The sequence below is a fragment of the Prosthecobacter sp. SYSU 5D2 genome (genome assembly GCF_039655865.1).
In the GTDB taxonomy this organism is placed as follows: Bacteria; Verrucomicrobiota; Verrucomicrobiia; order Verrucomicrobiales; family Verrucomicrobiaceae; genus Prosthecobacter.
In genome coordinates this window covers 289,427-302,969 of the sequence record NZ_JBBYXL010000006.1, presented here as the reverse complement: position 1 = coordinate 302,969, position 13,543 = coordinate 289,427, and the positions used below count along the sequence as shown (strand labels likewise).

Here is a 13,543-nt window from a genome sequence, read left to right as displayed (position 1 = left end):
ATCATATGGATTTTATAGTCGCTCTGAAAGTTAGCAAGTGAATGTTCTCAGAGTTCTCATTCTATCGTGAGCAATACCCATTCTGAGTGGGGCTGTTACTGGATTTGACGATTAATTCGGTGAGGAACAGGCATCGGATTTTCCGAAAACCCTACAAAGTGGATAATACACTATTCAACGGTATTTTGTGACCGCCGTCAAATATTCCTTCGCTTGGGATGACAATGGATCATCAAAAAACTTAACTGCGGGGCAGGACTCCAATACGACTCCTTGAGCCAGGAAAACGACCCAGTCAGCTATCTGACGGGCAAAGCTCAGCTCATGAGTCGCCAGTACAATCTGCTGGCCGGAAGCGGCCAGTTCACGGATCACGTCCAGCACCTCTCCTGTCATGACCGGATCCAGGGCAGAAGTGGGTTCATCCAGCAACAGCAGTCTGGGCCTGGATGCAAGTGCCCTTGCGATGGCTGCCCGCTGCTGCTGCCCACCTGAAAGTTCCGCCGGTCGTTTGTGCAAATGGTCGGCCAGGTCCAGCCGTATCAGCAATTCTTCCGCCCGCTGCACAGCTTCCAGGCTGCTTTTCCCATGCACGGCAGTCAGCGGCAGTGTCACATTTTGCAGGGCAGTCAGGTGAGGGAACAGATTATAACCCTGGAAGACAAATCCGTTCTGCCGAAGCACTTTTAAAGCCTCCGACGGGTTATGGGGAATTTCTTCATCATTGACGAGAACTGAGCCTTCTTCAGGCACCAGCAACCCGCCAAGAACGCGTAGCATGGTGGACTTTCCACCACCGCTGGGCCCCAAAAGGACGACCACTCGCGCATCATTGCCGGTTTGAAAGCTGGCACTGTTCAGCGCGGTGAATTTGCCGTAGCGTTTCACCACGTCCCGCGTTTCAAGTTTCATACGCGAACCTCCTTTCCAGCCGTCCGGCATACCAGGACAGCGGCAGTGTCACGACAAGATAAGCCGCTGCCAGAGGCAGGTAACCTTCCAATGCGGTGTAGCTGCTGCTGTTCAGAATCTTGACCTTCTGCACAAGTTCTTCAATGCCGATCACCGATAGCAAAGAAGAGTCCTTGATGAGGGAGACCAGCTGTCCTGTTGTGCCAGGCAGCGCCCTGCGGATGGCCTGGGGGATGATGACATACCGGTACATTTGTACTTTGTCGAATCCGACAGCCCTGGCAGCCTCCCTCTGTGATGCCCCGATGCTCTCCACCGCGCCACGGAATATTTCTGCCAGATAAGCCCCTTCAAACAGCCCCAGCAGGATCATCCCCACAAACAGTGGATCACGGATATGAAGAGCTGTTGCGATGATGTAATACCCTATTAACAATTGCACTAAAAGAGGGGATCCTCGCAGCAGTTCCACAAAACCGCTGCACAAAAGACGTGCAGGCGTGATTGCGGACCGCCTACCAGCCATCAATATAAAGCCTACTAATATGCTCAATACCATTGCTCCCAGCGAAATGGACATGGTTGTCAGCCAGCCATAAAGAATTTGCTCGCGATATTCCCACATTCCCTGCCAGTTCCATTGATAATGCACTCTGGCAAAAGTACCGTACATCGCCAGTGCAGCACCTGCGATGAGGATCACAGTCCACATCAGAGGTCGCATGGATGGAATCGGCATAATGGAGACAGATGAAGCGAAGCGGACTGTTTTTAGCAGCTAGCAGAAGCATTGCCAAGCAGTCTTGGCTTCTGCTGTCATCGGGCTGCTTGTTCTCTTTCCTCTGCCGGAGCTGTGGCAGGTCCGGCAAGCAGGTGGATGCCTCTTCGTGAGTCGCGGGGATGTGCTTTGAGAAAGAGCATGATTCCCTTCGAGATGCCTTCAGTCAGTTTGTTTTGATACTCTTCCGTTTTAAGCCGCTCCGCTTCTGCCGCATTCGTCAGGAAACCGCATTCGATCAAGACAGCAGGCATCAGGGTCTGGCTCACCACTGCGTAGTTGCGCTCCTTGATCCCCCGGCTGGCCGCCCGGGTGCTCAAGCAGGCTTGGTTTTGCAGGTTTTCCGCCAGCCAGCGGCCGCGCTCATCCTTCACTGCAGCCGAATCCAGCGCCCACCTTGCCTGTAGAGCACGCTGTGCGGCCAGGGACTTCCGCTCCGTGAAATAAGTCTCGATGCCGTTTACTTCACTGGAAGAGCTGGTATTCAGATGCAGACTTACAAAAATTGTGGCCTCTGATTCGTTTGCGACTGCCGCTCTCTCTTCCAACGGCAAAAAAACATCTTCGCTACGTGTCAATTTTACCCGCAGTCCTTTGAGCAGGAGTTTTTCCCGAAGCTGCAGGGTCAGTTCCAGCGCCAGTTTTTTTTCAAGCGTTCCCCCCGCCACGGCTCCACCATCATGACCGCCATGCCCCGCATCCAGCACTACCAGCGGCACAGCACTGGCATCCCAGGCTTCCAGCCTCACACTGGGCACAGCCTCAAGTTCAACTGAATGCCAGGCCAATGAAACAAGCCCTGCCATCAAGGCGCCGTACGAACCCATGCTGCGAGCCACGAAGCCAATTTTCGCCCAAGGGCGGACAGAGCTGGAGACAGATTTTTTCAAAAATTGTTCAGTTTTTTTAAAATATTACTTGGCCTTAACTATTATAATCACTAAAATACAATCATGAAAGCGCAGCCTGCCGACTTTTTCACGATGTATCCCCGTCTGGTCATCACGGCCCTCTGCTTATACAGCGGCATTGCCCAGGGGCAAAATTATGCACCCGGAGCCGTGCAGGCACCGGCATACAGGCAGGCTGGTTCCGCTTACAGCCCGCAGCCGCCTTCTCAGCAGCAGCGTTACGTTTCCACTGCTCCTCAGGCTCCGAAGGGATATCAAGCCGGTTATGGCACCCCGCCTACGGGCTACAAGCCCCCGACTCCAAAAGCCAGCACGGCCCCGAAATCCTACTCCAAGCCGGTCACTTTGGAGACCAAGGTAGCCCGGCTGGAAAAGAATGACGCCCAGCAGGATCGGCGTCTTTCCAGCCTGGAGCGCGGGACCGGCACAGGCAGCAGTCATCACAGTTCCGCCCCGGCGGAAGGAAAGCTCTACACGGTCCGTCCCGGCGACACCCTCTGGCGCATCGCCGACAGGCACAGCACCAGCATCAACGCGCTCAAAGCCGCCAACCGTATTTCGGGAGAGACCATCACCATCGGCCAGACTCTGGTCATCCCCGGCCATGGCCCGGTCTCTGCCCCCCCGGCTTCCGGCTCAAGCCCGGCAGGTGTCCACATCGTCCGCCCAGGGGATACTTTTTCTGAAATCGCCCACGCCAATGGCATCTCCCAGGATGCACTCGCCCGTGCGAATCCCTCGGCTTATCCAGACAGGCTCCTGGTCGGTGAGCGTCTGGTCATCCCTGGAAAAAAATCCACCTCATCTCCCTCCTGGTCGCCCCCTCCTGCCAGTAACCCGGCCACGGCTTCTTCCCTTGCCCACATTGTCAAAAAAGGCGAAAGCCTGGGTGCCATCGCCAAGGGCTACGGCATTCCCACCGCCACCCTCGCTTCGGCGAACAAGCTCAAAAACGCCAATCTCATCGAGCCTGGGCAGCGTCTGATCATCCCTGGCGGCTCGCCCCCCCGCAGTCCCGCTCCTGCCTATCCGTCCTTTGACTCTGATACCGATACCCAGCCCCTGCCTGGTGCAGCTCTGGAGTCCTATGTCACTTCAACGCCTGAGCCAGCCCCGGCACCTTCCTTTGCCCCGGCTCCCGAACCCGCACCCGTTTCCAAACCCGCTGCCCCCGTCAGCAGCAACCGTCGCGGCATTGTCGCCTACCGTCTGGAGCGTGGTGATGACATCAACACTGTGTCCAATCTCTTCAACACCACCCCGGATAAAATTCGCGAGCTCAACAAACTCAGCCCCGACAGCAAGCTGAAAGAGGGTGATGAAGTCGTGGTTCCTTCCATCGGAGCCGTGTCCCTGAATTGACGTGGCGCAATGTCCGGCCAAAGATAGAGGCATGTCCCGCATCGGCACCCCTCTTTCCTCCACCGCTACCAAAGTCATGCTCCTCGGCTCAGGCGAGCTGGGCAAAGAAGTCGTCATCGAGCTCCAGCGCCTCGGCTGCGAAGTCATCGCCGTGGACCGCTACGCCAATGCCCCCGCCATGCAGGTGGCCCACCGCAGCCACGTCATCTCCATGCTGGATGGCGAAGCTCTCCGCCGCTTGGTGGAGGTCGAGCAGCCGAATTTCATCGTCCCGGAGATCGAGGCTATCGCCACAGATACCCTCGTCGAACTTGAAAACGAAGGCTTCACCGTTGTCCCCACCGCCCGCGCGGCCAAGCTGACCATGAACCGCGAAGGCATCCGCCGCCTCGCTGCCGAGGAGCTTGGCCTCAAATGCTCCCCCTATATCTTTGCCGGGACTGAGGAGGAATTTCGCGCCGCCATCGCCCAGATCGGCATGCCCTGCGTGGTCAAGCCCATCATGTCCTCCTCCGGCAAAGGTCAGAGCGTCGTGAAAATCGAATCCGACATCTCCCACTCCTGGCAGTATGCCCAGGAAGGCGGCCGCGCCGGGAAGGGGAAGGTCATCGTGGAAGGCTTTGTGGACTTTGACTATGAGATCACCATGCTCACCGTCCGCCATGCTAGTGGCACCGCCTTCTGCGCCCCTGTAGGCCATACGCAGATTAAAGGCGACTACCGCGAATCCTGGCAGCCTCACGCCATGAGCGAAAAAGCTCTCGCCGCCGCCGAGCACATGGCCGGAGCCATCACGGAAGCTCTCGGGGGCAGGGGACTCTTCGGTGTCGAGCTCTTCATCAAAGGTGATGAGGTCATCTTCAGCGAAGTCTCCCCCCGGCCGCACGATACCGGCCTTGTCACCCTCATTTCCCAGGACCTCTCCGAGTTCGCCCTGCACGTCCGTGCCATCCTCGGCCTGCCTATCCCCAACATCCGCCAGCACGGCCCCAGTGCCAGTTGCGCCGTACTGGTGGAGGGAGATTCCTCCCAGGTTCAGTTCGGGTCTCTGGACCAAGTCCTTGCCGAGCCGGACACCCAGCTTCGCCTCTTTGGCAAACCCACCGTCAGCGGCCAGCGCCGCATGGCCGTCACCCTCGCCCGGGCTGAAACGGTGGAAGAAGCCCGCGCCAAAGCCCACCGCGCCGCCCAGTCCATGGAAATCCGGCTGTAAGTCCGTCCGCAGGATCATAGCGCCGCCTTCAGCTTCTGCAGATCCTGCAGGCGGCGCAGCATCTCATGCGCTGGCACCTTGGCCTCAGGAACAAAAGCCGCCTGGATGCGCGCCGCCGGCATGGTGGATGCCTCCGCCAAAAGCTGCACCAGCGCTTCATCATTCATCTGCGCCAGATACGGATGTTTCCGGATGGCTCGCGCCCTTACCGCATCCGCCGCCGCATTCAGCAGTACATCCCCCCGCTTCAGCCGGTAGAAAAACTGTCCCAGCGCACTGATGTGCTCGGTGAAGTGTTTGGTATCATGCAGCTCCACCTGCCTCATCGGGCCAAACCGGGGCATGTTCAGCCACAGCCAGACCACCGTCACCAGGGCCAGGCCCATCAGAGGCATCCATGCGCGTGTCCATAGCAGGCTCAAGAAGCTGCTTTGCAAACTGACGATGAAATGGACCTCCCGGCTGTCTCCTTCCAGCAGGGCCAGCAGCCAGCGCGCATGGTCGTTTTCATCCAGATACCGGTTTCTCAAGGGCCTTGCGTGGCTGATCACCGTCACCCGGCCCAGGCCATGCCAGAGGTCCAGCAGCGTGGCCTTTTCCAGAGTGCCCGTATGAGATTCACCAGCGGTCAGCAGCCGGTCAATGGACAGCGTATGCACAGCCGGAAACTCCACCTGGTACGTGTCCTCATCCAGCGCCACCTCGCTGATGATCGTGAGCACATCCTCCGGCGTTTTGATCTTCTTGGACTCTTCATTTTCCTTCACATCTTCGTCAGCTTCCTTGTTTGTGCCCTTGCCGCTCATCTGGTCTTTGACCGCCTTTTTAAAAGCATCCAGCCCGGCTCCGCCTTCCACCTGGATGCCGAGTTTTTCCAGCACAGGATCAGGCCGTTCCTCATTGCCGGTATAACCAAAAGTACTCATCCCGCCGAACAGGCCCCAGTCGTTATACGGTGCGCAGCCTGCCAGCGCATACACCAGATGGCCACCGTCCTCCACCCACTCCAGGAGCTGCCTAGCCCTTGCTTCCGGGATGCCGGCTTCGCCGGATAAAATAACCACCCCGTTGTCGCTTTCAGGCAGACTGTTAAAAGCCGGCTTGCGCATGGCTTCATGGCCGTATTCCTCCAGCAGCCTTTGCGCTGCCAGAAAAGGATCCGTCCGCGCCTTGCCCTTGTAACCCAGGGGAAGGGTCACGTCCTCCCAGTGACCTTTGCAACCGGCAAGCGCCGGTATCAGCACCAGCAAAAACAATCCGGCACCTCGCATTCCTGCCAGTTTGCGACCTTGGGAAGCCGGGTGTTGCTGGAACGGCCATTGCAGGCAGAGCCGGTCAAACTCACTTTCCTGCGCCTCTTCACCCGCATACGCCGCCCGGACCCAGATCATCGTCAGCCTGCGGAAGAAATCCGTCACCGGCACATCTCCCATCTCTGCCACTTTCATCAGACAGTCGTCCTCCGTGTCACTGTCACGGATCCGCAGCCGCCGCTGCTCCACCAGCCGGGAAAGCGCCCCCCGGTAAAGCAGGCTCAAAGCCTCCCGCACCTGCCCCGCCGCCCAGGCCGTACGTGCAGCGGCGATGAGGTCATCTGGCAGGTTTTCTTTGGCAATATCCAGCCCCATCACGACCCGTGGCCCTGATTCCTCCGTCTGATTCTTTTTCCCCGGCAGCCCCAGGCCAAACAGATGCTTGTTCAGAATCAGCCAGCGCACTGCCAGGGCAACGAGCCACGCCACCAGTGCTATCATCACTCCGTAAAAAATCATCCCCAACCAGTGAAAGGCATCCTCATCCATGTTGACGTCTTTCAACTCCAGGTCGTCAGGGACCCACATTTTTTGCGTCCGGGTGTGCTCCTTAAATTCTTCCTGGGCCAGGATCTCCTCCAGCACCGTCTTCACTTCTTTCTCATCCGGCGGCTCCTGCGCCATCGCCATTCCTCCGGCTGTCAGCAGCCCCGTCAATAACATTACAACCGCTGTCACCACCGGCCGCAGCCTTGCCGCCAGCCTCCGGAAAGACAGCTCCACATCCCAGCCTTCGATCTTCGTCCTTGAGTTCAGATACAGCCCAAAGCCGGCTCCCACATAGAAGGGCTCCATCATCGTCATGGCTACCAGATAGACAATGTTACTGCGCCAGGTCTGCGCATCGGATGACTCCATAAACCCTTCCGGATTTGCTATAATCTCTCCCCACTCCATTTCATCCCCTGTGGGCCCAAAGCTGCTCGCCAGCGCCATCAGGCCCAGCCACGCAGCGATCTCCAGTTTTAGAAAAACCCACGTTACAATCGCTCCGCTGCCGCCCCCGTCTGCCGCCAGCGCCGCCAGTCTTTTTCCCACGGATCGCCCCCGCTGCCCCTCCAGCATCCACACCGGCAGTGCAAAGCTGCGGATAAATGACAGCCTCCTCAGGAGCAGCGCGGATAACAAAAAGCGCGACCATAACCGGGGCCATTCCCTTAGCGTCTCCTTCAGTGTCGGCCTGGCCCCAAAGGCCGCCCGGCTCAGGTGAAACAGCGGCAGCCGGTCATACAGCGGTTTCAGCCACCATGCCGCCAGGCCAAACCAGACCGGGTGATCCCGCAGCAGCCCTGCCAGCATCAGCCACACCGGCACCGCCGTGATCAGCCAGAGCAGAAGAATGCGCCCATAGTCCCGCCGCACCAGCGTGCAGCCCAGGTCCGCCGCTTCCCAGCCCATGCGGGGACGCAGCACAATGGTCAGATCCTCAAGCCTCATGGCTTTTCTCCCTCCCGCATAAAAACAGATAGCCCAGGGTCAAAGTCCACATGATCACGCCCACCCCATACCGTACCATCGGGGGAAACGGATTCGCCGACCAAAAGCCCTCGATCACTGCTGCAAAGGCCGTCATCAGCGCCGCACCCGTGATTAGCACCAGCGCCTTCCTTCCTCCCAGTACCAGCGCTGTCCGCCGGTCATACTGCCCCGGTTTCACCAGGGAAAGCCCCAGCCGCATCCCCGCCATCCCGGAGATCACCACCCCCATGAGTTCCGGTGCCGAATGACCCGCCACAAAGGAGTAAAACGTCTCTGGGTTGCATGCATGATGTACATACCCCACCGCCGCCCCCAGGTGCGCGCCGTTAAACACCATGATCAAAATGGACCCCACCCCGCCCAGCAGACCACCCGCAAAAGCCCGGAGGTCAATGCTCACATTGTTGTATATGTAAAAGCCGAACATCGCAAAATTCGATCCGAACTCCTCACGCATGTAATCCAGCGGTGAAGTGTTCTTTCCATACATCATTTCCATCTGGATCATGCCCTGAGGTCCCAGAATGGACATCGCCCATTCCGGGTCAAACGGCGACCATGCCGCCAGGAACAAAAATGGCAGCCAGAACATCGCCATGCAAAACCAGAACAGCCCACGCTCATTCCGCACTGCCCGGGGAAAGTCTTTGAAAACCATCATCACCAGCTTCTCCCACCCGCCGCTGATGCGGCGCTCAATCGCCCGGTAGCCGTCAATGGCCAGCGTGTTCAGCCTTCCCACCAGGCGCGAACCATACATGCGGTGCTGTGCCACACTCAGGTCATGGCACACCTGGCGGAACAGTTGCGGCAGTTCCTCCACATTCGCATTCGTCTTGCCGGCATCCACCTCGTTCAGCAGCACTTCCAGCCGCTGCCAGCGGGCCTCATTCTCTTTTTCAAACTGCGTCGGGCTCATCATGGGATGTTCAGATCAGAGAATTACTCCTGCCCTCCCTTTTGCAGCCAAAGGCCTATGCCGCAGGCCTGCCTCAAGCCCTTCACCCCCGTGCTGCCTGTCAGCGGTTCTAGCAGGTCCGTCAGTTCTGTGCGCCGTTCCTCAGACCACTGCGGTGCCCTCTCCAAAAACTGTAGCAGCGCCGCCTGCTCCGTGCGTGAAAGCGGCACCGGCGGGGGTAGCGCATCCGCATTTACCTGGTGAGTCATCACTTTCACTTTCTCCGGCTCCGCATACACCACCACCGTGTCCGCCACCAGATCCCCCAACCGCTGAAAACGCCGGGTAAAGAGGCAGCAGGTGAGGCCAAACAGATAAAAACCCGGCATAAAATCAATGACCCGCAGCAGATTCCGGATCAGCGACTGCGGCAGCCTCACTGGTGCTCCCGAAACGCTCGCCACCTTCAGCTTCATCATCCGCTGTCCCGGTGTCGCCGCTTTCTTGCTCATCTCAAAAACCACATTGTAGAACCACGCCATCACGAACAGGCATAGCAGCAAAATGCCTTGCACCGTTTTGTCTCCCAACGCGGAAGTCAGCATCACCATCCCGATCAGCAGGACAACCAGCACTGCTAAAAAAATCATCAGATCCACCAGCCACGCCACGCTCCGAACGGCCGGACCAGCCACCTTCAGGTGGATCTCCACACCGTCGGCAAGCTCCACAGGTTGAAGGGTGTCAGCGGGGGGAAGGGCAGCCATGCAAATAAGAACGCCTACGAATCAAGCCGTGCCCGCCTCTTTTGACAACCTAAAGTCATCCTGCCCGCTTTTTCATCACCCTCATTTCGCTAAAACGGCATCGCGAAGGGATGGGCAACATCGTGTTTAAGACTTTATGTCCCTTAAAACCAATCATGTTATGAGCCTGCCACTTCATGACTTCCTCCAGGCAGGGAAAAAGCCAGTGCCCGTCATTAGCCGAGTCTCACAGCGAAAAACGTCACCCGATTCACAGAAGTTTAAAACGTCGAAATGTGCGCCGCTCAATGAAAAAGATACAAAATTACTTCTGGCACTTCGGGCAGTAGAAGGTGGAGCGGTTGCTCATGACTGCCCGCTTGACCAGTGTTCCACAGGTGCGGCAGGGCTCTCCTTCCCGGTCATAGACGCGGAGGGTCTGGTAGAAGTAACCCGGCTCACCCTTTTCATTGAGGAAGTCCCGCAAGGTGGTGCCACCCATTTCGATGGAGGCAGCCAGGACTTCCCGGATGGCAGCGACCAGCTTCTGCAATCGCGGTCCGCTGACCTTGCCTGCCGCTTTCATCGGGGGAATGCCCGCCATAAAAAGAGCCTCGCAGGCATAAATGTTACCCACGCCGACGACCACATGGCTGTCCATGATGACGGCTTTGATGGGAGCGCTGCGGCCCTGGCAGGCTGCTTTTAAAACCGCTGCGGTGAAGGCATCAGACAGCGGCTCCGGCCCCAGTTCGGCTAACAAAGGATGTGACAGAGGGGCTTCCCCCTGGATGAAAAGGGCGGCACCAAAACGGCGCGGATCGTGAAGGCGTATCTGCATGCCCCGGTCCGTGGTCAGAGCCAGGTGGTCATGCTTCCGCCAGGGCGTGGCCGGGTCCGTCACGCGCAGGCTCCCCGACATGCCCAAATGCAGCAGCAGCGTTCCTTTGGCGGATGTGAACAGCAAATACTTTCCCCGCCTGGTGCCCTCTGAGATGCGCTGCCCCTCCAGTTCATGCACCGTCTCCGGCACCGGCCAGCGCAGCCTGCGGTCCCGCACCACCACCTCCCGCACCAACCGACCCACCAGGTAAGGTGAGACGCCGCGCAAGGTGGTTTCAACTTCGGGGAGTTCAGGCATGGTTTTGGAACGAGCCGCTGATAAAGCCAAAGCCAGCTCACGGCTTCAAAGCCGCAGCGGTTTCGCGGGCTGAGGTTGACCATTCAGCGACGGAGACTGCGCCAAAGGCGGTGGTCATTTTCCAGGTGCCGGTGAAGTTGGCGGGGACGGTGTCTTTACTGAAGCATTTGAGATAGTACTTCCGGTAGGTGGGCGGGACGTTCCAGATCATGGAGATGTGGCTGCCTTTCGCCGGGACCTGAGTGAGCCGGGAGACGGCATACTGGCTGCTTTTGGCGTCATAGACGGAGATCCAGTCCACGCGTTTGTTGATGTAAAACTGGCGCAGGGTTTCCGGGGTATCCAGAAGCTCGCCGGAGATGGAGCCATCAGGCGCGGCATCCTGCCCGGCGAGGTAGGCGGTGACGGTGGGCACCCAGGCGTGCATGAAGTGATAGACCAAGTTCAAGGGTTGTTCCTCGTCAGTATGGACGGTGGTGGTCTCATAGAGGCGGTTGTCGCGAATCTCAATGATGCAGGTGAGGTCAAAGTTGCGGATGCGGGAGGTGCGCTCGAAACGGAAGGTCTGCCCTTTCATCTCGGCGGTGGGTACGGCCACGGGCTGACCATCCAGGATGAAGGTGAGGGATTTTAAGGGCTCAGGTTCGTTTTCCAGATGACCGGTACCGATAAAACCGACCTCATTGAAGGAGAAGACAGTGCCGTAGGCGCTGCGCTCGGTGGTCATGGGCGAGCCGCGATAGTCAATGCGCGAAGGTGTCCATTGGGAGGCCTGCCGTAGCACCAGGGTGACATCTCCGCAGATGACTGTGATGGTGGGCAGGTCCGGGCCGAGGTTGGGCTTAAACGGTTCCTTGGCAAAGGAGGCGTCCATGAAGAGTCCAAGGATGGCGATGACACAAAGGCGAAGAACAGGAGACATGGGCACATTCAACGTTTTGCAGAAGCGGTCACCTTGCGCTCGGATGGGCTGTTTTGACACCCTATTGTGATGCGGACCGTTTTTTCGAGGACTGAGTCCGTCACTTCTGCTCGCCCATGGCCTGCTCGAGGGCACGCCAGCCGAGCATGGCACATTTAACGCGCTGGGGGAATTTCTGCACACCTTCAAGAAGGATGAGTTCGCCGAGGGCGTCTTCATCTTTGACGGGGGCATCGCCCAGGACGACGTGGCGGAAGTCCTCCAGCATGGCCCTGGCCTTGGCACCTTCGGCACCTTTGATTTTGACGGTCATCATGGAGGCACTGGCCTGGCTGATGGCGCAGCCCTGGCCGGTGAATTTGATGTCTTCCACCTGGCCTTCAGGGCCGAACCTGACCCACATGTCAATCTCGTCCCCACAGGTGGGATTGTCGCCATGGACATGAACGCAGTCTCCGGTGAGTTCGCCGTGGTTGCGTGGATTTTTGGAGTGATCGAGGATCACTTGCTGGTAGAGGTCGCGGAGTTCGTCGGAGAGGGCCATCAGGAGAAAAATTTTACGGCCTGGTTGAGGATGTTCATCATCTGGTCCACCTCGGCCTGGGTGTTGTAAAAGTAAAAACTGGCGCGGCTGGTGCCAGGGAGCTTGAAGCGCTTCATCAGCGGCTGCGTGCAGTGATGGCCGCCGCGAAGAGCCAGGCCATAGGTGTTGGCAAATTCCACCAGGTCATGGGGATGCGCACAGTCCAGGGCAAAGGCGATGAGGGAGGCCCGGGGCTGCTCCGGGCCGAGGATGCGGATGCCGGGCAGGGTCTGCATCTGCGCATAGGCATAGGCGGTCAGTTCCAGACCGTGAGCCTGGATGTTTTCCATCCCGATGCTTTCCAGATAATCAATGGCTGCACCGAGGCCGATGACATCGGCAATGTTTGGCGTGCCGGCTTCAAACTTGGCGGGTGGTGCCTTATAAGCGGCGGTTTCCATCGTGACGGTGGTGATCATTTCGCCACCGCCATGCCAGGGGTCCATTTTTTCTAGCAGTTCATAGCGGCCGTAAAGAGCGCCGATGCCGGTGGGGGCGCACATTTTGTGACCGGAGAAGGCGTAAAAATCACAGCCTATGTCCTGGACGTTCACCGGCACATGTCCGACTGCCTGAGCACCGTCCACCAGGGTCATGGCGCCGAGGGCGCGCGCTTTGCCACACAGCTCCTTCACCGGATTGATCGTGCCGAGGGAATTGGAAATGTGGACGCAGGCGAAGACTTTCACCTGCTCATTGAGGAGGGATTCAGCCGCCTCAAGGTCCAGGGTTCCGTTCTCCAAAACAGGGATGTGTTTTACAACGGCCCCGCTGCGTTTGGCCGCAAGCTGCCAGGGAACAAGGTTGCTGTGATGCTCCATGCCGGTGAGCAGGATGACATCCCCTGGCTTCAGATACTGGGAGGACCAGACCTGGGCGACGAGGTTGATGCCCTCCGTGGTGCCGCGTGTGTAGATGATCTCTTCCTCACGGGCGGCCCCGATAAAACGGGCGACTTTTTTCCGAGTGGCTTCGAAAGCGTCGGTGGCGCGCATGCTCAGTTCATGCAGGCCGCGATGCACGTTGGCATGGTCGTGCTGGTAATAATGAACCAGGGCGTCAATCACCTGGCGCGGCTTCTGGCTGCTGGCGGCATTGTCAAAGTACACAAGCGGATGACCATGCACCTCCTGGTTGAGGATGGGAAAATCAGCGCGCAGTTGTGGCCAGTCCATGGAAGTGTAATCGGGAAAGCTTGAAGTAACATTGGAGTTTACGCAGCGCAAGAGGGCGAGGGCTACGCAGTCTGAATACTTTTCCCATCAAACGGGGGTTCATTCATACC

Annotated in this window: 12 protein-coding genes; 2 read left to right on the top strand and 10 right to left on the bottom strand. The window is 58.3% G+C overall.

The features are described from left to right. Window positions 1–174: 174 nt before the first annotated feature. From WJU23_RS12260 to WJU23_RS12250, 3 genes are all read right to left on the bottom strand, one after another. On the bottom strand, window positions 175–912 hold the full coding sequence (locus WJU23_RS12260) for an amino acid ABC transporter ATP-binding protein (RefSeq protein WP_346332865.1): 738 nt from the start codon (window positions 910–912) through the stop codon (window positions 175–177). Next, the gene (locus tag WJU23_RS12255; RefSeq protein WP_346332864.1) at window positions 902–1,636 is read right to left on the bottom strand and encodes an amino acid ABC transporter permease; all 735 of its coding nucleotides are present in this window, start codon (window positions 1,634–1,636) and stop codon (window positions 902–904) included. Before WJU23_RS12255 ends, WJU23_RS12260 begins: the two co-directional genes overlap by 11 nt. Window positions 1,637–1,728: 92 nt before the next feature. Next, window positions 1,729–2,580 carry an N-acetylmuramoyl-L-alanine amidase gene (locus WJU23_RS12250; RefSeq protein ID WP_346332863.1) on the bottom strand — a complete coding sequence of 284 codons (852 nt, stop codon included), beginning with the start codon at window positions 2,578–2,580 and terminating at the stop codon, window positions 1,729–1,731. Between the two features lie 63 nt (window positions 2,581–2,643). On the opposite strand from WJU23_RS12250, the gene WJU23_RS12245 reads away from it, so the two are divergent. Both WJU23_RS12245 and purT read left to right on the top strand, forming a co-directional pair. Then, a complete protein-coding gene (locus tag WJU23_RS12245) occupies window positions 2,644–3,963 on the top strand; it encodes a LysM peptidoglycan-binding domain-containing protein (protein WP_346332862.1) in 1,320 nt (439 codons plus the stop codon). 31 nt (window positions 3,964–3,994) lie between these two features. Further along, a complete protein-coding gene (purT, locus tag WJU23_RS12240; RefSeq protein ID WP_346332861.1) occupies window positions 3,995–5,176 on the top strand; it encodes a formate-dependent phosphoribosylglycinamide formyltransferase in 1,182 nt (393 codons plus the stop codon). 14 nt (window positions 5,177–5,190) lie between these two features. Here purT and WJU23_RS12235 read toward each other — a convergent pair whose 3' ends face one another. From WJU23_RS12235 to WJU23_RS12205, 7 genes are all read right to left on the bottom strand, one after another. Continuing rightward, window positions 5,191–7,926 (bottom strand): DUF4350 domain-containing protein, encoded by a 2,736-nt coding sequence (locus WJU23_RS12235; protein ID WP_346332860.1) that lies wholly within the window; start codon window positions 7,924–7,926, stop codon window positions 5,191–5,193. Continuing rightward, entirely contained in the window at window positions 7,916–8,890 is a 975-nt protein-coding gene (locus tag WJU23_RS12230) for a stage II sporulation protein M (protein ID WP_346332859.1), read from the bottom strand. Before WJU23_RS12230 ends, WJU23_RS12235 begins: the two co-directional genes overlap by 11 nt. Before the next feature lie 20 nt (window positions 8,891–8,910). Continuing rightward, window positions 8,911–9,633 carry an RDD family protein gene (locus WJU23_RS12225; protein ID WP_346332858.1) on the bottom strand — a complete coding sequence of 241 codons (723 nt, stop codon included), beginning with the start codon at window positions 9,631–9,633 and terminating at the stop codon, window positions 8,911–8,913. 304 nt (window positions 9,634–9,937) lie between these two features. Continuing rightward, window positions 9,938–10,753, bottom strand: a complete 816-nt coding sequence (gene mutM, locus WJU23_RS12220; RefSeq protein ID WP_346332857.1) for a bifunctional DNA-formamidopyrimidine glycosylase/DNA-(apurinic or apyrimidinic site) lyase — start codon at window positions 10,751–10,753, stop codon at window positions 9,938–9,940. A 37-nt stretch (window positions 10,754–10,790) separates the two neighbouring features. Beyond that, on the bottom strand, window positions 10,791–11,675 hold the full coding sequence (locus WJU23_RS12215) for a hypothetical protein (protein WP_346332856.1): 885 nt from the start codon (window positions 11,673–11,675) through the stop codon (window positions 10,791–10,793). A 100-nt stretch (window positions 11,676–11,775) separates the two neighbouring features. Beyond that, window positions 11,776–12,219, bottom strand: coding sequence for a Fe-S cluster assembly sulfur transfer protein SufU (sufU, locus tag WJU23_RS12210; protein ID WP_346332855.1), 444 nt, complete (start codon window positions 12,217–12,219; stop codon window positions 11,776–11,778). Further along, on the bottom strand, window positions 12,219–13,433 hold the full coding sequence (locus tag WJU23_RS12205; RefSeq protein ID WP_346332854.1) for a cysteine desulfurase: 1,215 nt from the start codon (window positions 13,431–13,433) through the stop codon (window positions 12,219–12,221). Before WJU23_RS12205 ends, sufU begins: the two co-directional genes overlap by 1 nt. Window positions 13,434–13,543: the final 110 nt, after the last annotated feature.